A 19,617-nucleotide genomic window follows, 5' to 3' on the forward strand; every position below is an offset into this window, starting at 1 on the left:
CAGACACCGAGGAGAACAAGATGAACATCGCTAAAAACATGGAAGTCATTGCCGTCGCCGCCGCCATCCTGATCGGCGCCAGCTGCTACGCCATCGCCCCTGCCGCGCCAGCCCTGCAGGTGGCCAACTCCACCGCCACCCTGGCCGCGCCCGCCGGCAAGGCCGCCATGTCCATGCACGTGGTGCAAGTCAAGGCCAAGCGCCTGAGCGCCGCCGAAAAAGCCCGTTTTGCATAATTGATTGTCAGCCATTTTCCACGCTGCTAGAGTGGCAAGGCGTGATGCAATGCAGGCGTCCCCGGCGGGCGCCCTGACAGATAAAAACAAGATATCGAGGATGTAATACATGAAAAAGACACTGCAACTGGCGCTGCTGTTCCTGGCGACACTGGGCCTGCTGCGCGCGGCGTCCGCCGAGACCCGCTTGCTGGAAATGCGCACCATCGACGCGCGCGTGGTGCGCGTCAAGCTCGATGGCGTGATGGAAGTGCGCATCCGCCAGGGTAGCGTGCCTTCGCTGAGCATCACGGCCGACAAGCGCTATATCGCCGATGTCAGCACGGCGCAAAGCGGCGACACCCTGCATATCGAAACGGAAGTGCGCGGCTTCAAGATCGGTCCCTCGTCGATCCGCGCCGACCTGGTCCTGCCCAGCCTGCGCGAGCTCAGCTCCGAAGGCTTTGGCAGCACGGACATCACGGGCTTTACGGGCGAGGAACTGACCCTGTCGCTGGAAGGTGCGGGCAGCATCAAGGTGGTCGGCGACTACCGCAAGCTGTATGCCAGCCTGGGCGGCGTGGGCAGCATGCAGATATGGGTCGGCAACAATGAAAAGGCAGAGCTCGACCTGCAGGGTGCCGGTTCCGTCGTGCTCGGTGGCCGGGGGCGCGTGCTGAAAGCCAGCCTGGGCGGCCTGGGCAGCCTGAATGCGAAGCAATTCGAAGCCGATGCCGTGAACCTGGAATTGAGCGGCCTGGGCAATGCCCTGGTCAATGCCCATACGAACGCCAAGCTGAACCTGAGTGGGCTCGGTTCCGTGGTGGTGTACGGCAAGCCGGCCAACCGTGATGTCAGCGTCGAGGGCCTGGGCAAAGTAAGCTGGAAGTAAGGATATAAGAGGCTCCTGCCGTGGGCAGGATCAGAAAAGAAAAAGCAGTCAGACCACATCCCATTCCGATGAAAAAACTGATCATTACATTACTCATGCTGTGCGCCATACAGCTACCCGCGCGGGCGGGCTTCGTCGAAGGCGCCAGCGCCTACAACAACAAGAATTACGCCCTGGCCTACAAGGAAATCCTGCCCCTTGCCAAGACTGGCAATGCCGATGCCCAGCACCTGCTGGGCTTGATGTATTACATGGGGCGGGGCTTGCCGCAGGATTACAAGCAAGCCATGTTCTGGCACCGCAAGGCGGCCGAGCAGGGCAAGGCCGACGCCCAGTATGTGGTGGGCGCCATGTATTACACGGGCAATTCCGTGCTGCAAGACCACAAGCAGGCCGTGGTCTGGTTCCGCAAGGCGGCCGAGCAAAACCATGCGGAAGCGCAGCAGGTGCTGGGCCTGATGTACCGCTACCACATGGGTGGCGTGCAGCAGGACAACGTCATCGCCTACATGCTGTGGAACCTGGCGGCGGCCAACGGCAATGCGAACGCGGCCGACCAGCGCGCCGCCGTGGTGCGCAAGATGACGCATGAGCAGGTAGAGGAAGGCCAGGCCCTGTCGGCCAAGTGGAAGCCGGGCACGCCCTTGCCGCGCCAGTCGAAAACCGGCGCTGGCTAGCCAGGGGAGGGGTGGACTGCAAGGCGCGGCGGCTTGGCGTACAATCGCCGTTTTCCCTTCAACGAGTCCACCCATGCGCGCAGTTGCCATCAGCCAGCCAGGTCCCGCCGACGTTTTGCAGATCACCGAGCGTCCCGTTCCCGCCTTCAAGACGGGCGAGCTGCTGATCAAGGTGCACGCGGCGGGCATCAACCGCCCTGACGTGCTGCAGCGCCTGGGCAAGTACGCGCCGCCAGCCGGCGCGTCCGACTTGCCGGGCCTGGAAGTGGCGGGCGAAATCGTCGATGGCGATTTTGCCAACACCGAATTCAGGAAGGGCGACCTGGTCTGCGCGCTGGTGCAGGGTGGCGGCTATGCCGAATACTGCGCCGCGCCCGCCGGCCAGTGCCTGCCCCTGCCCAAGGGCTTGACGGCGCTGGAAGGCGCATCCCTGCCGGAAAACTTCTTTACCGTCTGGAGCAATGTCTTCGACCGCTGCGCGCTGGCCGACGGCGAAACGTTGTTGGTGCAGGGCGGCACGTCCGGCATCGGCGTGACGGCCATTCAACTGGCGGCCGCGCTCGGTCATCGCGTGTTCGCCACGGCGGGCAGCGACGAGAAGGCGCGCGCCTGCGAGGCGCTGGGCGCCGAACGGGGCATCAATTACCGCACGGAAGATTTTGTTGCTGTCGTCAAGCAGCTGACCGATGGCAAGGGTGTCGATGTCATCCTCGACATGGTCGGCGGCGACTACCTGCCGCGCGAGATCGATTGCCTGGCCGACGATGGCCGCATCGGCCTGATCGCCGTGCAGGGCGGCACCAGGGCGGAGCTGGACCTGGGCACCTTGCTGCGCCGCCGCCTGACGGTGACGGGTTCCACCTTGCGTCCCCGCTCCATCGCTTTCAAGGCGGCCATCGCGAATCACCTGCGCACGACCGTCTGGCCGCTGATCGAGGCAGGCAAGGTCAAGCCCGTGATCTATCAAACTTTCCCTCTGGAAAAAGCCAGTGAGGCGCATGCCTTGATGGAAGCGAGCACGCACGTGGGCAAGATCATGTTGCAAGTTGCCTGAAACGGGGCACTGCCTGTTTGACCGGCATCGGTGCTGGAGTTAGAATGACGGGTTATTAGAATTTAGGCTACTATGCGTCGCAAACTCGTCGTCGGAAATTGGAAAATGAACGGCAGTCGCACCTCGAACGCGGTGTTATTGTCTGAAATAGTTGCTGGCTTGAGCGCCTCGGGCGCCGCCAGCGCCGTCTGTGTGCCCGCGCCATACCTGGCGCAGTGCCAGGCGCAATTGGCAGGCACGGCCCTGGCATGGGGCGCGCAGGATGTTTCCGCCCACGCCGGCGGCGCCTACACGGGAGAAATCTCGACCGCCATGCTGCAGGATTTCGGCTGCAGCTATGTGGTGATCGGGCATTCCGAGCGCCGCGCCTACCATGGCGAGAACGATGCGCACGTGGCGGCCAAGACGGTTGCGGCGCTGGCGGCCGGCATCACGCCGATCGTCTGCATCGGCGAGACCCTGGCGCAGCGCGAAGCGGGCCAGACCGACGCGGTGGTGGCGCAGCAGCTGGGCGTCGTGCTGGCCGCGATCAGCGCCGACGACGTGGCCAAGCTGGTGCTGGCCTATGAGCCGGTCTGGGCCATCGGCACGGGCAAGACGGCCACGCCGCAGATGGCACAGGATGTGCATCAGGTGCTGCGCGGCCAGTTGGCAGCAAAGAATGCGGTAGCGGCGGCCGGCGTGCAAATCCTGTACGGCGGCAGCATGAAGCCAGAGAACGCAAAAGAATTGATGGCGATGCCGGATATCGATGGCGGTCTGATCGGCGGAGCGGCATTGAAGGCGGCGGATTTCCTGGCAATTATTCACGCCGCTGATTGAATTAATTTAAACTAAGAATGGAATTGCAATGAACATGATGTTCAATCTGGTAGTGGTAGTACAGGTTATCTCGGCTTTGTCGATTATCGCGCTGGTGTTGCTGCAGCACGGCAAGGGTGCCGACATGGGCGCCGCCTTCGGTTCGGGCGCATCGGGCAGCCTGTTTGGTGCGACGGGTTCGTCGAACTTCATGTCCAAGTCGACCGGCGTTGCCGCCGCGATCTTCTTCGGCGCCACGCTGGCCCTGTCGCTGATGGCCAATCAGCGCGCCACCACGGTGGGCGGCGGCGTGATGGATAAAGTTGTCAAGCCAGTGCCGGTGACCGGCGCGGGCGCGATCCCGACGACGGTACCTGCAGCCCCTGCGGCACCAGCGGCCAGCGCTCCGGCTGCGGCGGCACCAGTTGCCAGCACCCCGGCCGGCGCGATTCCGAAGTAATTCGATAGTCGCTGAGTAGTAACTCGATACCTCATCGAGAGTAATTCTCATTACGGGCAGATTATTGCTCAATGTTTTAGCAGCGCGGCAGGAAAAAATCGTGATGCGCTGGAAGATGTAAAAATTTATCGTTTTTATCTGTGTTTTGATGCATTTGTGCATTAACTTTAGCGCCAAAGCAGAGTAGAATACGGGCCTTACCGCCGACGTGGTGAAATTGGTAGACACGCTATCTTGAGGGGGTAGTGGCGAAAGCTGTACGAGTTCGAGTCTCGTCGTCGGCACCAGAAATCAGAAGCCAGCAACGGCGCACGAGCCATGGCTCGTACAAAGTTGCTGGCTTTTTTTACGAGGATGTGTCGTTCGATCCTGGTCTTAGCTTTGATTGGGGTCGTGCGTTAGATACGCTGCAAATGATCGCAGTGTCCTCATTTAACCGATCGTTCAATATAAGCTCATCAATCGTGAACCTCGAAAATTACTTCCCCGTCCTGCTGTTTATTCTTGTCGGCCTCGGTGTCGGCATCGCTCCCCAGCTCCTGGGGCGCCTGTTAGGTCCTAACAAGCCTGACGCAGCAAAACTCTCCCCGTACGAATGTGGCTTTGAAGCATTCGAAGACGCGCGCATGAAATTTGATGTGCGCTACTATCTGGTCGCAATCCTGTTTATTTTGTTCGATCTGGAAACGGCATTCTTCTTCCCGTGGGGCGTTGCAATGCGCGACCTGGGTTGGGCCGGTTTCGTCACGATGATGGTGTTCATCGCTGAATTCGTGGTCGGATTTTGGTACATTTGGAAGAAAGGTGCCCTTGACTGGGAATAAGCCATGGCTATTGAAGGCGTATTAAGCGAAGGTTTCATCACCACCTCGGCCGACAAGCTGATCAACTGGGCGCGCACCGGGTCTATGTTCCCGATGACGTTCGGTCTGGCCTGCTGTGCGGTCGAAATGATGCATGTGGGCGCAGCCCGCTACGATATGGACCGTTTCGGCGTCGTGTTTCGTCCGTCGCCGCGTCAGTCCGACGTCATGATCGTTGCCGGTACCCTGTGCAACAAGATGGCGCCGGCCCTGCGCAAGGTCTACGACCAGATGGCGGAGCCACGCTGGGTCATCTCGATGGGTTCCTGCGCCAATGGCGGCGGGTACTACCATTACTCCTACTCTGTGGTGCGCGGCTGCGACCGCATCGTGCCCGTCGACGTGTATGTGCCTGGCTGTCCTCCGACGGCTGAAGCCCTGCTGTACGGCATCATGCAGTTGCAGAACAAGATCAAGCGTACCAGCACGATCGCACGCTAACCGGGCCGCTTCAGATTATGACAACACATTTAGAAGTACTGCAAAACGCCCTCGGCACTGCCCTGGGCGAACGCGTTAGCACCACGGTTACCCTGGGCGAAGTCACCTTGCTGGTCAAGGCGGAAGACTACCTGGGCGTGATGCAGACCCTGCGCGACGATCCGGCCCTGCACTTCGAGCAATTGATCGATCTGTGCGGCGTCGATTACTCGACCTATGGCGATGGCAGTTGGGACGGCCTGCGTTACGCGGCCGTTTCGCACTTGCTGTCGGTCAAGCACAACTGGCGCGTGCGCGTGCGCGTGTTCGCACCGGACGACGACATGCCGCTGCTGCCTTCCGTGGTGGGTATCTGGCGCGCCGTCAACTGGTACGAGCGCGAAGCATTCGACCTGCTGGGCATCCTCTTCGAAGGTCACAACGACTTGCGCCGCCTGCTGACCGACTACGGTTTCATCGGCCATCCGTTCCGCAAGGATTTCCCCGTCTCCGGCTATGTCGAGATGCGCTACGATCCGGAACAAAAGCGCGTGATTTACCAGCCCGTGACGATCGAGCCGCGGGAAAACGTGCCGCGCGTGATCCGCGAAGAACATTACGGGATGAAATAATGGCTGAGATTAAGAACTACACCCTGAACTTTGGGCCACAGCATCCGGCCGCGCACGGTGTGCTGCGCCTGGTGCTGGAGATGGATGGCGAAGTCATCCAGCGTGCCGACCCGCATATCGGCCTGCTGCACCGCGCCACCGAAAAGCTGGCCGAACAGAAGACCTATCTGCAATCCGTGCCGTACATGGACCGTCTCGACTATGTGTCGATGATGTGCAATGAACACGCGTACGTGATGGCCATCGAAAAGATGCTGGGCCTGGAAGTGCCGCTGCGCGCGCAATACATCCGCGTCATGTTCGACGAGATGACGCGCATCCTGAACCACCTGATGTGGCTCGGCACCCACGCGCTGGACGTTGGCGCCATGGGCCCGTTCCTGTATTGCTTCCGCGACCGCGAAGACTTGTTCGACGCCTACGAGGCAGTGTCGGGCGCGCGCATGCACGCGGCCTACTACCGTCCGGGCGGCGTGTACCGCGACCTGCCGGACGCCATGCCGCAGCACAAGGCGTCGATCATCCGCAACGCCAAGGCCATCGGCAAGCTGAACGAAAACCGCCAGGGTTCGCTGCTGGACTTCATCGAAGACTTCGCGCGCCGTTTCCCGAATTCGGTGGACGAGTACGAAACGCTGTTGACCGATAATCGAATCTGGAAGCAACGGACCGTCGGCATCGGCGTGGTCTCGCCGGAAGATGCGCTGGCCATGGGCTTTACGGGCGCCATGCTGCGCGGCTCGGGCGTGCAGTGGGACTTGCGCAAGAAACAGCCGTACGAAGTGTACGACCTGATGGACTTCGACATTCCTATCGGCACCAACGGCGATTGCTACGACCGCTACCTGGTCCGCGTGGAAGAGCTGCGCCAGTCGAACCGCATCATCAAGCAATGCGTGGAGTGGCTGCGCAACAATGAAGGTCCTGTCATGACCAGCAACCGCAAGGTGGCGCCTCCGGGCCGTGTCGACATGAAGACCAACATGGAATCCTTGATTCACCACTTCAAGCTGTTTACCGAAGGTTTCCACGTGCCGCCAGGCGAAGCCTACAGCGCCGTGGAGCACCCGAAGGGCGAGTTCGGCGTGTACCTGGTGTCCGATGGCGCCAACAAGCCGTACCGCATGAAACTGCGCGCACCGGACTACGCCCACTTGCAGTCGCTCGACGAGATGGCGCGTGGGCACATGCTTGCCGACGCCGTGACCATCATCGGTACGCAAGATATCGTGTTCGGCAGTATTGACCGCTAAGAGGCAAAAAGTATGTTGTTATCAGAGCAATGCTATAAGAAAATTGACCGTGAGTTGGCCAAGTACCCGGCCGACCAGCGTCAATCCGCCGTCATGGCCGCGCTGGCGCATGCCCAGGATGAACTGGGCTGGCTGGCACCGGAAACCATGAAGGAACTGGCCGATTACATCGGCATGCCGGCGATTGCCGTGCAGGAAGTTGCCACGTTCTACAATATGTACAACGTGAAGCCCGTGGGCAAGCACAAGATCACCGTGTGCACCAACTTGCCATGCGCCCTGTCGGGCGGCGTGCGCGCTGCAGAGTACCTGAAGCAGAAGCTGGGTATCGATTTCCGCGAAACCACCGCTGACGGCCAGTTCACCCTGGTTGAAGGCGAGTGCATGGGTGCTTGCGGCGATGCGCCTGTCTTGCTGGTCAGCAATAAAACCATGTGCAGCTGGATGTCGAACGAGAAGATCGACGCCATGCTGGAGGAACTCAAGAAATGACGTCACTCCACAACCGCCATATCGATCCATTGATCCTGAAGGATCTGGATGGCAAGAACTGGCATTTGCAAGATTATGTGAACCGCGGCGGCTATAGCGCCCTGCGGCGTATCCTGGAAGAGAAAATCACGCCGGAACAGATCATCGCCGACCTCAAGGCTTCGTCCTTGCGCGGCCGTGGCGGCGCGGGTTTCCCTACCGGCCTGAAGTGGAGCTTCATGCCGCGCCAGTTCCCGGGTCAAAAATACCTCGTCTGCAATACAGATGAAGGCGAACCGGGCACTTTCAAGGACCGTGACATCATTCGTTACAATCCCCATGCGCTGATCGAAGGCATGGCCATTGGCGCGTACGCCATGGGCATCACCGTGGGTTACAACTACATCCACGGCGAGATCTTCCAGGAATACCTGCGTTTCGAAGAAGCGCTGGAAGAGGCGCGCGCCGCCGGCTTCCTGGGCGACAAGATCATGGGCAGCGAATTCTCGTTCCAGTTGCATGCGCACCATGGTTATGGCGCCTACATCTGCGGCGAAGAAACGGCCCTGCTCGAGTCGCTGGAAGGCAAGAAAGGTCAGCCGCGCTTCAAGCCGCCTTTCCCTGCCTCGTTTGGCCTGTACGGCAAGCCGACGACGATCAATAACACGGAAACCTTCGCGGCCGTGCCATTCGTGCTGAACATCGGTCCAGAGAAATACCTGGCGATGGGCAAGCCGAACAACGGCGGTTCGAAGATCTTCTCGATCTCGGGCGACGTGGAAAAACCGGGCAACTATGAAGTGCCGCTCGGCACCCCGTTTGCGACCCTGCTGGAACTGGCAGGCGGCATGCGCGGTGGCAAAAAGATCAAGGCCGTGATCCCTGGCGGTTCGTCCGCTCCGGTGATCCGCGGCGACATCATGATGCAGACCGACCTGGACTACGACTCGATCGCGAAAGCCGGTTCGATGCTGGGTTCGGGCGCCGTCATCGTGATGGACGAAACACGCTGCATGGTAAAGGCGCTGGAACGCCTGTCCTACTTCTACTTTGAAGAATCGTGCGGCCAGTGTACGCCTTGCCGTGAAGGCACAGGCTGGATGTACCGCATGGTGCATCGCATCGAGCAGGGGCAGGGTCGTCCAGACGACCTGGACATGCTCAACTCGATCGCCGACAACATCCAGGGCCGCACTATTTGCGCACTGGGCGATGCGGCTGCCATGCCGGTACGGGCCTTCATTAAGAATTTCCGTGAAGAATTTGAATATCATATCGAGCACAAGCATTGCTTAGTGCCCGCATATATCTAAGCTGCGTCAGGTAACGATCACCATGGTTGAAATCGAAATAGACGGCAAAAAAGTCGAAGTCCCTGCTGGTAGCATGGTGATGGACGCCGCCAACAAATTGGGAACCTACATTCCGCACTTCTGCTATCACAAGAAATTGTCGATCGCAGCGAACTGCCGCATGTGCCTGGTCGAAGTGGAAAAGGCCCCCAAGCCTTTGCCCGCTTGCGCGACCCCGGTCAGTGCCGGCATGATCGTGCGTTCCGCCAGCGATAAAGCTGTGCAGGCGCAAAAGTCGGTCATGGAATTCTTGCTGATTAACCACCCGCTCGACTGCCCGATCTGCGATCAGGGCGGCGAGTGCCAGTTGCAAGACTTGGCAGTGGGCTACGGCAAGAGCGAATCGCGCTACAAGGAAGACAAGCGCGTCGTCACGCCGAAGGAAGCCGGTCCGCTGGTCTCCATGCAGGAAATGTCGCGCTGCATCCAGTGCACCCGCTGCGTACGCTTTGGCCAGGAAGTGGCCGGCGTGATGGAGCTGGGCATGATCGGCCGCGGCGAACACTCGGAAATCGTGTCCTTCGTCGGCCAGTCCGTCGACTCCGAACTGTCGGGCAACATGATCGACCTGTGCCCGGTCGGCGCACTGACCTCGAAGCCGTTCCGCTACAGCGCCCGTACGTGGGAACTGTCGCGCCGCAAATCGGTCAGCCCGCATGACGGCCTCGGCTCGAACCTGATCGTGCAAGTGAAAGCTGGCAAGGTCAAGCGCGTGCTGCCGCTGGAAAACGAAGCCGTCAACGAATGCTGGATCTCGGACAAGGACCGTTTCTCGTATGAAGCGCTGGACAGTGCCGAACGCCTGACCTCGCCGATGCTGAAACAGGGCAACGAGTGGAAAGAAGTCGATTGGCAGACGGCGCTGGAATACGTGGCGCACGGCCTGAAAAACATCAAGCACGAACATGGCGCCGACGCCATCGCCGCGCTGGCAACGCCGCATTCGACCGTTGAAGAGCTGGTCCTGCTGCAAAAGGTCGCGCACGGTCTCGGTTCCGAGAACGTCGACTTCCGCCTGCGCCAGACGGACTTCGCGCTGGACGCGAACGTCAAGCCATGGCTGGGCATGCCGATCAACGAATTTGGCCAGATCAAGCGCGCCTTCGTCATCGGCTCGTTCCTGCGCAAGGATCACCCATTGCTGGCCACGCGTTTGCGCGCGTCCGTCAAGGGCGGCGCCAAGCTGTCGATCCTGCACGCCTCGGACGATGATCAGCTGATCACCATCGCCAACAAGATGATCGTTGCGCCAAGTGACTGGCTGGCAACCTTGTCGGAAGTGGTCGCCGCTGTTGCGAAAGCCAAAGAAATCGCCGCGCCAGCCGGTTTTGAAACGGTTGCCGCTTCGGACGTGGCAGTGGACATCGCCGCCAGCCTGATGGCCGGCGACCACGGCGCCGTGCTGCTGGGTAACGCGGCAACGCAACACCCGCAAGCGTCGCAACTGCATGCTGCCGCGCAATGGATCGCGGAACAGACGGGCGCCACCCTGGGCTACCTGACGGAAGCGGCCAACACGGTTGGCGCGCACCTGGTCGCCAAGCCGCGCGCGAACGTGCAAGCTGCGTTTGCCGTACCGAAAAAAGCCTACGTGCTGCTGCACGCCGAGCCGGAACTCGATGCCGCCAATCCACAAGCGGCCCGCGCCGCGCTGGACAAGGCCGAGATGGTCGTGGCGATGTCGGCCTTCAAGCATGGCATGGACTACGCCGATGTCTTGCTGCCGATCGCCCCGTTCGCTGAAACCTCGGGCACCTTCGTCAACTGCGAAGGCCGCGCGCAAAGCTTCAACGGCACCGTGAAACCGCTGGCGGAAACCCGTCCAGCCTGGAAAGTGCTGCGCGTCCTGGGCAACATCCTGGGCCTGGCCGGTTTCGACTACGACACCTCCGAAGCGATCCGCGACGAAGCGTTTGGTGCCGGCGTGACCGACCTGTCGGCACAGCTGAACAACATCGCCAAGAACGCGCCGGAAGCGGCAAGCTACGCACCGGCTTCGCCTGCGCTGCAACGCATCGCCGACGTGCCGATCTACTTCGCCGACGCGCTGGTACGCCGCTCCGAGCCTTTGCAACGCACGGTCGATGGCGCCACGCCGCAAGCCCACCTGTCCGCCGAACTGGCTGGCAAGCTGGGCATCAAGGCGGGCGACAAGGTCAAAGTGGCGCAAGGCTCCGGCAGCGCCATCCTGGTGGCGGCCATTCACGCCGGCCTGCCAGCCAATGTGGTCAAAGTGTCGGCGGCGCATGCCTCGACGGCTGGCCTGGGCGGCATGTTCGGTGACATCACAGTTGAAACAGCAGAGGGGAAAATCTGATGGCTCTGCCTGAATTTGTAAACGTCATCAACAGTACCGGCCAGGATTTGCTGGGCGGTACCTGGCCGTTCTTCTGGACCCTGATCAAGATCCTGTGCGTGCTGTTGCCGCTGATGGGTCTGGTTGCTTACGCCACCCTGTGGGAGCGCAAGCTGATCGGCTGGATCCAGATCCGCGTCGGCCCGAACCGCGTGGGTCCGCTGGGCTTGCTGCAGCCGATCGCCGATGCGCTGAAACTCTTGTTCAAAGAGATCATCATCCCGGCCAAGGCCGCCAAGGGCCTGTTCGTGATCGGCCCGATCATGACCATCATGCCGGCCCTGGCCGCCTGGTCGGTCGTGCCGTTCGGTCCGGAAGCCGTGCTGGCCAACGTCAATGCGGGCTTGCTGCTGCTGCTGGCGATTACCTCGATGGAAGTCTACGGCATCATCATCGCCGGCTGGGCTTCGAACTCGAAGTACTCGTTCATGGGCGCCATGCGTGCGTCGGCACAGATGATTTCGTATGAAATCCCGATGGGCTTCGTGATGGTCATCGTGCTGATGGTCTCGGGCAGCCTGAACTTCATCGACATCGTCGGCGGCCAGCAAATCGGCTACTTCGCCGAAAAAGGCGTGAACTTCATGTCGTGGAACTGGCTGCCGCTGCTGCCGATGTTCGTCATCTACCTGGTGTCGGGCCTGGCTGAAGCCAACCGCCACCCGTTCGACGTCGTCGAAGGCGAGTCGGAAATCGTTGCCGGCCACATGGTCGAGTACTCGGGCATGGCCTACGCCATGTTCATGCTGGCCGAATACGCCAACATGATCCTGATCGGCGCCCTGGCTTCGATCATGTTCCTCGGTGGCTGGTCCGCACCATTTGCTTTCCTGGAGTTCTGGGGTGGTTTCGGCGGCTTCTTCTGGCTGTTCGCGAAAACCTTCTTCATCGTCTCGGTGTTCATCTGGGTACGCGGTACGTTCCCACGCTACCGTTATGACCAGATCATGCGCCTCGGCTGGAAAGTGTTTATCCCGTTGACGCTGGTCTACCTGGTCTTCGTCGCTGCCTGGATGCAGACATCCTGGAATATTTGGAAGTAAGAGAGTGCATACGAATGGATAAGGTAAAAGATTTCTTCAGCAGCCTCTTGTTAGGCGAGCTGATCAAGGGCATGGCGCTGACAGGCAAGTACATGTTTTCGCGCAAGATCACGGTGCAATTCCCGGAAGAGAAGACACCGATCTCGCCGCGTTTCCGTGGCTTGCACGCGCTGCGCCGCTACCCGAACGGCGAGGAACGTTGCATCGCCTGCAAACTGTGCGAAGCGGTTTGCCCGGCGATGGCCATCACGATCGAATCGGAACAGCGTGACGACGGTTCGCGCCGCACCACGCGTTACGATATTGACTTGACCAAGTGCATCTTCTGCGGTTTCTGCGAAGAGTCCTGCCCGGTCGATTCGATCGTCGAGACGCAAATCCTGGAATACCACGGCGAGAAACGCGGGGATTTGTATTACACGAAAGAGATGTTGCTGGCCGTAGGTGATCGTTATGAAAATGACATCGCCGCTGCGCGCGCCGCCGACGCACCTTATCGCTGATGGATGCGCCGCAGCTGAGAGGCTGCGGCGCGCCCCTCGTTCATCTGTACGTCTATTGGGTTTTTTATGGACTTTAAAACAATTTTGTTTTACGCCTTCGCGCTGATCTTGATTCTGGCAGCGACGCGCGTCATCACGGCCCGTAATCCGGTCCACGCAGTGCTGTTCCTGGTACTGTCCTTCTTCTCCGCGGCCGGCATCTGGATGCTGCTGCAAGCTGAATTCCTGGCCATCGTGCTGGTATTGGTGTATGTCGGCGCCGTGATGGTGCTGTTCCTCTTCGTGGTCATGATGCTCGATATCAATATCGACCGCATGCGCGAAGGCTTCTGGGGCTATCTGCCGTTGTCCGTGACGGTGGGCGTGATCATCGTGCTGGAAATGGCCGCTGTCCTGTGGCACGGTTTCCGTAACTTTGCGCCGAGCATCGCGCCGGTGAACGTGAACCTGGGCGGCACCAAGGAACTGGGCATGCTGATCTACACGAAATACGTGTTCGCCTTCGAGATCGCCGCCGTCGTGCTGCTGGTGGCCATCGTTGCCGCCGTTGCACTGACCCTGCGCAAACGCAAGGACACCAAGCATTTCGCTCCAGGCGATGCCGTGCGCGTCAAGCGCAACGACCGCCTGAAGATCATCAAGATGGACGCGGTTGTCGAGCGTCCTGCGGCTGAGCCGGAAGTTAAGGAGGCACCATGACATTATCGCTCACACATTTTCTGGTCCTGGGCGCGATCCTGTTCGCAATCTCGATCGTCGGTATTTTCCTGAACCGCAAGAACATCATCGTATTGCTGATGGCAATCGAATTGATGCTGCTGGCGGTGAATATGAATTTCATCGCGTTCTCCCATTTCATGGGCGACGCGGCCGGTCAGATCTTCGTTTTCTTCATCCTGACGGTTGCCGCCGCTGAGTCGGCTATCGGTCTGGCTATTCTGGTGGTGATGTTCCGTAATCTGGATACCATCAACGTCGAAGACCTGGACAGCCTCAAAGGCTGATGTTTTTCAGACTCGATCTCTCGAATAATAACGATTAAGGTTCATCATGGCGGGGCAACTCCTCAACCCTAACCTCCTTCTTGCCGTACCGCTGGCGCCGCTGGCCGGTGCCGCGATTGCAGGTTTGCTTGGCACCCAGTTCCTGGGTAATTTGGTCGGACGCAAGACGTCGCATACCGCGACGATCCTGGGCGTTCTGATTGCACTCATCCTGTCCGTCCACACGCTGCTGGCCGTACTCGATGGCGCGACGTTCAACGGCACCATCTATAACTGGATGACGATCGGCACCCTGAAGATGGAAGTGGGCTTCCAGATCGATTCGCTGTCGGCGATGATGATGTGCGTGGTCACCTTCGTGTCCCTGATGGTGCACATCTACACGATCGGCTACATGAAGGACGACGAAGGCTACAACCGCTTCTTCGCCTACATCTCGCTGTTCACGTTCTCGATGCTGATGCTGGTCATGGCCAACAACTTCCTGCAACTGTTCTTCGGTTGGGAAGCCGTGGGCCTGGTCTCTTACCTGCTGATCGGTTTCTGGTACCAGCGTCCGACGGCCATCGTGGCCAACATGAAGGCGTTCCTCGTCAACCGCGTGGGCGACTTCGGCTTCATCCTGGGCATTGGCCTGCTGCTGGCCTATGCCGGCACCATGAACTACCAGGAAGTGTTCGCCAAGAAAGACGAACTGGCACTGTTGAGCCTGCCTGGTACCGACTGGGCCCTGCTGACCGTGGCCTGCATCTGCCTGTTCATCGGCGCGATGGGCAAGTCGGCGCAGTTCCCGCTGCACGTGTGGCTGCCTGACTCGATGGAAGGTCCTACCCCGATCTCGGCACTGATCCACGCCGCGACGATGGTGACGGCCGGTATCTTCATGGTCTCGCGCATGTCGCCGCTGTTCGAACTGTCCGACACGGCACTGTCCTTCATCCTGGTGATCGGTTCCATCACGGCACTGTTCATGGGCTTCCTGGGCATCATTCAGAACGACATCAAGCGCGTCGTCGCTTACTCGACCCTGTCGCAGCTGGGCTACATGACCGTGGCGCTCGGTTCGTCCGCCTACTCGGTGGCCGTGTTCCACCTGATGACGCACGCATTCTTCAAGGCACTGCTGTTCCTGGGCGCCGGTTCCGTCATCATCGGCATGCACCACGATCAAGATATCCGCAACATGGGTGGCCTGCGCAAGTACATGCCTATCACCTGGATCACTTCCCTGATCGGTTCGCTGGCCCTGATCGGCACGCCGCTGTTCTCCGGTTTCTACTCGAAAGACAGCATCATCGAAGCCGTCGAAGCAACGCACATCTGGGGCGCTGGCTTTGCCCAGTTCGCCGTGCTGGCTGGCGTGTTCGTCACCGCCTTCTACTCGTTCCGCATGTACTTCCTCGTCTTCCATGGCAAGGAACGTTTCGGCCAGCCACACGCGCACGGCCACGACGACCATCACGCGCCTGCGGCCAAGCATGATGCCCACGCGCATGACGACCATCACGAAGAGGAAGAGGACGACCACGCGCACCACGGTCTGGAGCCTGGCCAGAAGCCGCACGAGTCCCCATTCGTCGTCTGGTTCCCGCTGGTGATGCTGGCGATTCCTTCGCTGATCATCGGCTACCTGACCATCGGCCCGATGCTGCATGGCGATTTCTTCAAGGGCGTGATCTTCGTCGGCGAAAACCATCCAGCAATGGAAGAGTTGTCGCACGAATTCCACGGCGCAATGGCGATGGCGATCCATGGCCTGTCGACGGCACCGTTCTGGCTGGCATTGTCCGGCGTGGTGGCAGCCTACTACTGCTACATGGTCAACCCGCGCGTACCGGCCTGGTTCTTTGCCAAGTTCCACGCGATCCACACCCTGCTGGACAACAAGTACTACATGGACAAGTTCAATGAAGTCGTGTTCGCCGGCGGTGCCCGCTTGCTGGGTAATGGCCTGTGGAACTTCGGTGACAAGAAGCTGATCGATGGCCTGCTGGTCAACGGTAGCGCCAAGGTCGTCGCCTGGCTGTCCTCGCTGTCGCGAGTGCTGCAGACCGGCTACATCTATCACTATGCATTCGTGATGATCCTGGGCGTGCTGGGCTTCCTGATCTATTTCCTGCCATTCTGGCCCGCTAAGTAAGCTGACCTGATAAAAGAATACTGAGAACCATGATGCAGTCTACGATTTCTACACTACCTCCTTACCTGAGTCTGTCGATCTGGGTGCCGATCATTTGCGGCGTCCTGGTCCTGGCTCTCGGCCGTGACAGCAAAGCGGGCTTTACCCGCTGGCTGTCGCTGGCTGGCGCGGTGCTCAGCATGCTGTGCACCTTGCCGCTGATCCAGCATTTCGACAACGCCGCACACGGCATGCAATTCGTCGAAAAAGCACCGTGGATTGAAACCTTCAATATCTGGTACTCGCTGGGTATCGACGGCCTGTCGCTGTGGTTCGTGCCACTGACGGCCTTCATCACCGTCATCGTCGTCATTTCGGCGTGGCAAGTGATCGAGAAGCGCGTCGCCCAGTACATGGGATCGTTTTTGATCCTGTCGGGCCTGATGATCGGCGTGTTCTGCGCGCTGGACGGCTTGCTGTTCTACTTCTTCTTTGAAGCAACCCTGATCCCGATGTTCATCATCATCGGTATCTGGGGCGGTTCGAACCGCGTGTACGCGTCGTTCAAGTTCTTCCTGTACACCTTCTTCGGTTCGCTGCTGACTCTGGTTGCCATCATCTACCTGCGCAATGTATCGGGCACCTTCGACATCCTGGCCTGGCACGCGTTCAAGCTGACGATGAACGAGCAGATCTTCATCTTCCTGGCCTTCCTGATGGCGTTTGCCGTCAAAGTGCCGATGTTCCCGGTCCACACGTGGCTGCCGGACGTCCACGTGGAAGCGCCGACGGGCGGCTCCGCCGTGCTGGCCGCCATCATGCTGAAACTGGGCGCCTACGGCTTCCTGCGTTTCTCGCTGCCGATCACGCCGGACGCCAGCCACTACCTGTCGGGCTTCATGATCACCCTGTCGCTGATCGCCGTGATCTACATCGGTCTGGTTGCCCTGGTGCAAACGGACATGAAAAAACTGGTCGCCTATTCGTCGATCGCGCACATGGGCTTTGTCACCCTGGGCTTCTTCATGTTCAACGACATCTCGGTGCAGGGCGGTATCGTGCAGATGGTCTCGCACGGCTTCATCTCCGGCGCGATGTTCCTGTGCATCGGCGTGCTGTATGACCGCATGCATACCCGCAACATCGCCGACTACGGCGGCGTCGTGAACCGCATGCCGAAATTTGCCGCCTTCTTCGTGCTGTTCTCGATGGCCAACTGCGGCTTGCCAGCGACGTCCGGCTTCGTCGGCGAGTTCATGGTGATCCTGGGCGCGGTGAAATACAACTTCTGGATTGGTCTGCTGGCTGCAACGGCACTGATCTGGGGCGCGGCGTACTCGCTGTGGATGGCCAAGCGCGTGGTGTTCGGCAAGATCAAGAACAAGCATGTGGCTGAACTGACCGATATCAACAAACGTGAATTCTTCATGCTTGCTGTACTGGCCATCGCCGTGCTCGTAATGGGTCTGTACCCAGCCCCGTTCACCGACACGATGCAAACTTCGGTTGCTGACCTGCTGCAGCATGTCGCCACCAGCAAGTTGCCTTAAATAGAAGACCGATAACATGACTAATGCACCTAATCTGGTACCGCTGTACGCGGAAATCTTTCTGCTGATCGCCACGTCGGCGCTCTTGCTGATCGATATGTTCTTGCCTGCGGCGAAGCGCACGATCACCTATGCGCTGTCCTTGCTGACCCTGGCCGGCTGCGCCTTGCTGACCGTGGGCGACTTCAACGCGGGCACCACCGTCTACACGTTCCACAATATGTTCGTGTCGGACCCGATGTCGCAGCTGCTGAAACTGTTCTCGTACGGCGCCGTGGCGCTGACCCTGATCTACTCGCGTGCCTACGCTACCGACCGCAACATGCTGTCGGGTAACCTGGGCGGCGAGTTCTACGTGCTGGCCCTGTTTGCACTGCTGGGCCAGATGATCATGATCTCGGCCAACAACTTCCTGATCATCTACCTGGGTCTGGAACTGATGTCGCTGTCGCTGTACGCGCTGATCGCCCTGCGCCGTGACAATGCCAAGGCCACGGAAGCGGCCATGAAATACTTCATCCTGGGCGCACTGGCTTCCGGTTTCATGTTGTACGGTATCTCGATGCTGTACGGCGCGTCCGGCACCCTGGACCTGGGCGAACTGCGCGTGGCGCTGGAAAACGGCAAGACCAACGGCACCATCATGGTCTTCGGCCTGGTGTTCCTGGTTGCCGGCCTGGCCTTCAAACTGGGCGTCGTGCCATTCCACATGTGGGTGCCTGACGTGTATCAGGGTTCGCCAACGGCCGTGACCCTGCTGCTGGGCGGCGCGCCGAAACTGGCCGCGTTTGCCATCACCCTGCGTTTGCTGGGCGAGGGCTTGCTGCCGATGGCGCATGACTGGCAGCAGATGCTGCTGGTACTGGCCGTGATGTCGCTGGCTATCGGTAACTTTACCGCGATCGCGCAAACCAACCTGAAGCGTATGCTCGCGTATTCGACCATTGCGCAAATGGGCTTCGTTCTGCTGGGTCTGCTGTCGGGCACCGTTGACGCGCCGAACAACACCCTGAACGCGGCTGGCGCAGCCACCGCCTACGGCGCCTCGATGTACTACGTCATCACCTATGTGTTCACCACCCTGGGTACCTTCGGCGTGATCATGTTGTTGGCACGTAACGGTTTCGAAGCGGAAGAACTGGCCGATTTCAAGGGCCTGGGCAAACGCAGCCCGATCTTCGCGCTGGTCATGACCCTGTTCATGTTCTCGCTGGCCGGCGTGCCGCCGCTGATGGGCTTCATGGCCAAGTACTCGGTGCTGGCATCCGTGCTGGCCACGGGCCAGCTGTGGCTGACCATCGCTGCCGTGCTGTTCTCGCTGATCGGCGCCTTCTACTACCTGCGCGTGGTGAAAATGATGTGGTTTGACGAGCCGACCGACAGCAATGCGCTGGTCGTGCATGGCGACATGCGCGTGATGCTGGCCCTGAACGGCGTGTTTGTCCTGGCGCTGGGCGTGATGCCGAACAGCATCCTGGCGGCCTGCGCTTCGGCCATCAGCAAGACCCTGGCGTCCTGACCGATGGATGTCACCGTCTCCAGCTGGCTGGTGATCGCCCTGGGCATCCTGGGTGCCAACCTGCCTTTCTTTAACGAGAAACTGTTTGCCGCCGTGCCTTTGAAAAAGGCCGCACCAGCGGAGCAGGGCTGGCGCAAGCCGCTGGCACTGCGCCTGCTGGAGATGGTGGTGCTGTACTTCGTCGTCGGCGCCGTGGCGTTCGCGCTCGAAGCGCGCATCGGCAACGGCTTCCCGCAGACGTGGGAGTTCTATGCCATCACCGGCTGCCTGTTCCTGGTGCTGGCTTTCCCGGGGTTTGTGAGCCGTTATTTACGCAAACGCCGCTAGAACGCTGATCAAACCTGCTGCGCGTCGCGCTTTGCGGCCTGTGATGCTCACTGTGCTACAGCACAGCTCCGCTTCTCAGCCACAAATCACTGCCGCTCGCGACGGT

The 19,617-nt window shown here is 60.0% G+C and carries 21 protein-coding genes and 1 tRNA gene; all 22 read left to right on the forward strand.

Annotation, left to right across the window (positions count from 1 at the left end; translation table 11 throughout):
- The first annotated feature begins 20 nt into the window (after window positions 1-20).
- The 22 genes from JaAD80_RS15015 (at window position 21) to JaAD80_RS15120 (ending at window position 19,511) form a co-directional block, all read left to right on the forward strand.
- Window positions 21-236 carry a hypothetical protein gene (locus JaAD80_RS15015; RefSeq protein ID WP_102295127.1) on the forward strand — a complete coding sequence of 72 codons (216 nt, stop codon included), beginning with the start codon at window positions 21-23 and terminating at the stop codon, window positions 234-236.
- Between the two features lie 109 nt (window positions 237-345).
- Entirely contained in the window at window positions 346-1,107 is a 762-nt protein-coding gene (locus JaAD80_RS15020) for a GIN domain-containing protein (RefSeq protein ID WP_102295128.1), read from the forward strand.
- 68 nt (window positions 1,108-1,175) lie between these two features.
- Complete coding sequence (locus tag JaAD80_RS15025) at window positions 1,176-1,784, forward strand: tetratricopeptide repeat protein (RefSeq protein WP_102295130.1); 609 nt, start codon at window positions 1,176-1,178, stop codon at window positions 1,782-1,784.
- 73 nt (window positions 1,785-1,857) lie between these two features.
- A complete protein-coding gene (locus JaAD80_RS15030) occupies window positions 1,858-2,838 on the forward strand; it encodes an NAD(P)H-quinone oxidoreductase (RefSeq protein ID WP_102295131.1) in 981 nt (326 codons plus the stop codon).
- Window positions 2,839-2,910: 72 nt separating this feature from the next.
- Window positions 2,911-3,660: a triose-phosphate isomerase gene (gene tpiA, locus JaAD80_RS15035; RefSeq protein ID WP_102295133.1), complete on the forward strand. Its 750-nt coding sequence runs from the start codon at window positions 2,911-2,913 to the stop codon at window positions 3,658-3,660.
- 28 nt (window positions 3,661-3,688) lie between these two features.
- Window positions 3,689-4,099, forward strand: coding sequence for a preprotein translocase subunit SecG (secG, locus tag JaAD80_RS15040; RefSeq protein ID WP_070255615.1), 411 nt, complete (start codon window positions 3,689-3,691; stop codon window positions 4,097-4,099).
- Between the two features lie 202 nt (window positions 4,100-4,301).
- Window positions 4,302-4,386 (forward strand) — tRNA-Leu (locus JaAD80_RS15045).
- Window positions 4,387-4,563: 177 nt separating this feature from the next.
- Complete coding sequence (locus tag JaAD80_RS15050; RefSeq protein ID WP_071326314.1) at window positions 4,564-4,923, forward strand: NADH-quinone oxidoreductase subunit A; 360 nt, start codon at window positions 4,564-4,566, stop codon at window positions 4,921-4,923.
- 3 nt (window positions 4,924-4,926) lie between these two features.
- A complete protein-coding gene (locus JaAD80_RS15055) occupies window positions 4,927-5,403 on the forward strand; it encodes an NADH-quinone oxidoreductase subunit B family protein (RefSeq protein ID WP_010399733.1) in 477 nt (158 codons plus the stop codon).
- Between the two features lie 17 nt (window positions 5,404-5,420).
- Window positions 5,421-6,014 carry an NADH-quinone oxidoreductase subunit C gene (locus JaAD80_RS15060; RefSeq protein WP_102295135.1) on the forward strand — a complete coding sequence of 198 codons (594 nt, stop codon included), beginning with the start codon at window positions 5,421-5,423 and terminating at the stop codon, window positions 6,012-6,014.
- Window positions 6,014-7,267: an NADH-quinone oxidoreductase subunit D gene (locus JaAD80_RS15065; RefSeq protein ID WP_034749992.1), complete on the forward strand. Its 1,254-nt coding sequence runs from the start codon at window positions 6,014-6,016 to the stop codon at window positions 7,265-7,267. The genes JaAD80_RS15060 and JaAD80_RS15065 overlap by 1 nt, the downstream gene beginning before the upstream one ends.
- Window positions 7,268-7,279: 12 nt before the next feature.
- A complete protein-coding gene (nuoE, locus tag JaAD80_RS15070) occupies window positions 7,280-7,759 on the forward strand; it encodes an NADH-quinone oxidoreductase subunit NuoE (RefSeq protein WP_035820520.1) in 480 nt (159 codons plus the stop codon).
- Window positions 7,756-9,051: an NADH-quinone oxidoreductase subunit NuoF gene (gene nuoF / locus JaAD80_RS15075; protein ID WP_010399729.1), complete on the forward strand. Its 1,296-nt coding sequence runs from the start codon at window positions 7,756-7,758 to the stop codon at window positions 9,049-9,051. Before nuoE ends, nuoF begins: the two co-directional genes overlap by 4 nt.
- A 22-nt stretch (window positions 9,052-9,073) precedes the next feature.
- Entirely contained in the window at window positions 9,074-11,407 is a 2,334-nt protein-coding gene (nuoG, locus tag JaAD80_RS15080; RefSeq protein WP_102295136.1) for an NADH-quinone oxidoreductase subunit NuoG, read from the forward strand.
- A complete protein-coding gene (gene nuoH, locus JaAD80_RS15085) occupies window positions 11,407-12,489 on the forward strand; it encodes an NADH-quinone oxidoreductase subunit NuoH (protein ID WP_099378296.1) in 1,083 nt (360 codons plus the stop codon). Before nuoG ends, nuoH begins: the two co-directional genes overlap by 1 nt.
- A 14-nt stretch (window positions 12,490-12,503) precedes the next feature.
- Window positions 12,504-12,992 carry an NADH-quinone oxidoreductase subunit NuoI gene (nuoI, locus tag JaAD80_RS15090; RefSeq protein ID WP_010399726.1) on the forward strand — a complete coding sequence of 163 codons (489 nt, stop codon included), beginning with the start codon at window positions 12,504-12,506 and terminating at the stop codon, window positions 12,990-12,992.
- Between the two features lie 66 nt (window positions 12,993-13,058).
- Window positions 13,059-13,691 (forward strand): NADH-quinone oxidoreductase subunit J, encoded by a 633-nt coding sequence (locus JaAD80_RS15095; RefSeq protein ID WP_102295138.1) that lies wholly within the window; start codon window positions 13,059-13,061, stop codon window positions 13,689-13,691.
- On the forward strand, window positions 13,688-13,996 hold the full coding sequence (gene nuoK, locus JaAD80_RS15100) for an NADH-quinone oxidoreductase subunit NuoK (protein ID WP_010399724.1): 309 nt from the start codon (window positions 13,688-13,690) through the stop codon (window positions 13,994-13,996). Before JaAD80_RS15095 ends, nuoK begins: the two co-directional genes overlap by 4 nt.
- A gap of 46 nt (window positions 13,997-14,042) precedes the next feature.
- Complete coding sequence (nuoL, locus tag JaAD80_RS15105; RefSeq protein ID WP_102295139.1) at window positions 14,043-16,136, forward strand: NADH-quinone oxidoreductase subunit L; 2,094 nt, start codon at window positions 14,043-14,045, stop codon at window positions 16,134-16,136.
- Between the two features lie 29 nt (window positions 16,137-16,165).
- Window positions 16,166-17,665: an NADH-quinone oxidoreductase subunit M gene (locus tag JaAD80_RS15110; protein ID WP_102295141.1), complete on the forward strand. Its 1,500-nt coding sequence runs from the start codon at window positions 16,166-16,168 to the stop codon at window positions 17,663-17,665.
- Between the two features lie 16 nt (window positions 17,666-17,681).
- The gene (gene nuoN, locus JaAD80_RS15115; protein ID WP_102295143.1) at window positions 17,682-19,184 is read left to right on the forward strand and encodes an NADH-quinone oxidoreductase subunit NuoN; all 1,503 of its coding nucleotides are present in this window, start codon (window positions 17,682-17,684) and stop codon (window positions 19,182-19,184) included.
- 3 nt (window positions 19,185-19,187) lie between these two features.
- Window positions 19,188-19,511 carry a DUF2818 family protein gene (locus tag JaAD80_RS15120; RefSeq protein WP_102295145.1) on the forward strand — a complete coding sequence of 108 codons (324 nt, stop codon included), beginning with the start codon at window positions 19,188-19,190 and terminating at the stop codon, window positions 19,509-19,511.
- Window positions 19,512-19,617: the final 106 nt, after the last annotated feature.

This window comes from Janthinobacterium sp. AD80, assembly GCF_002878455.1.
In the GTDB taxonomy this organism is placed as follows: domain Bacteria; phylum Pseudomonadota; class Gammaproteobacteria; order Burkholderiales; family Burkholderiaceae_D; genus Janthinobacterium.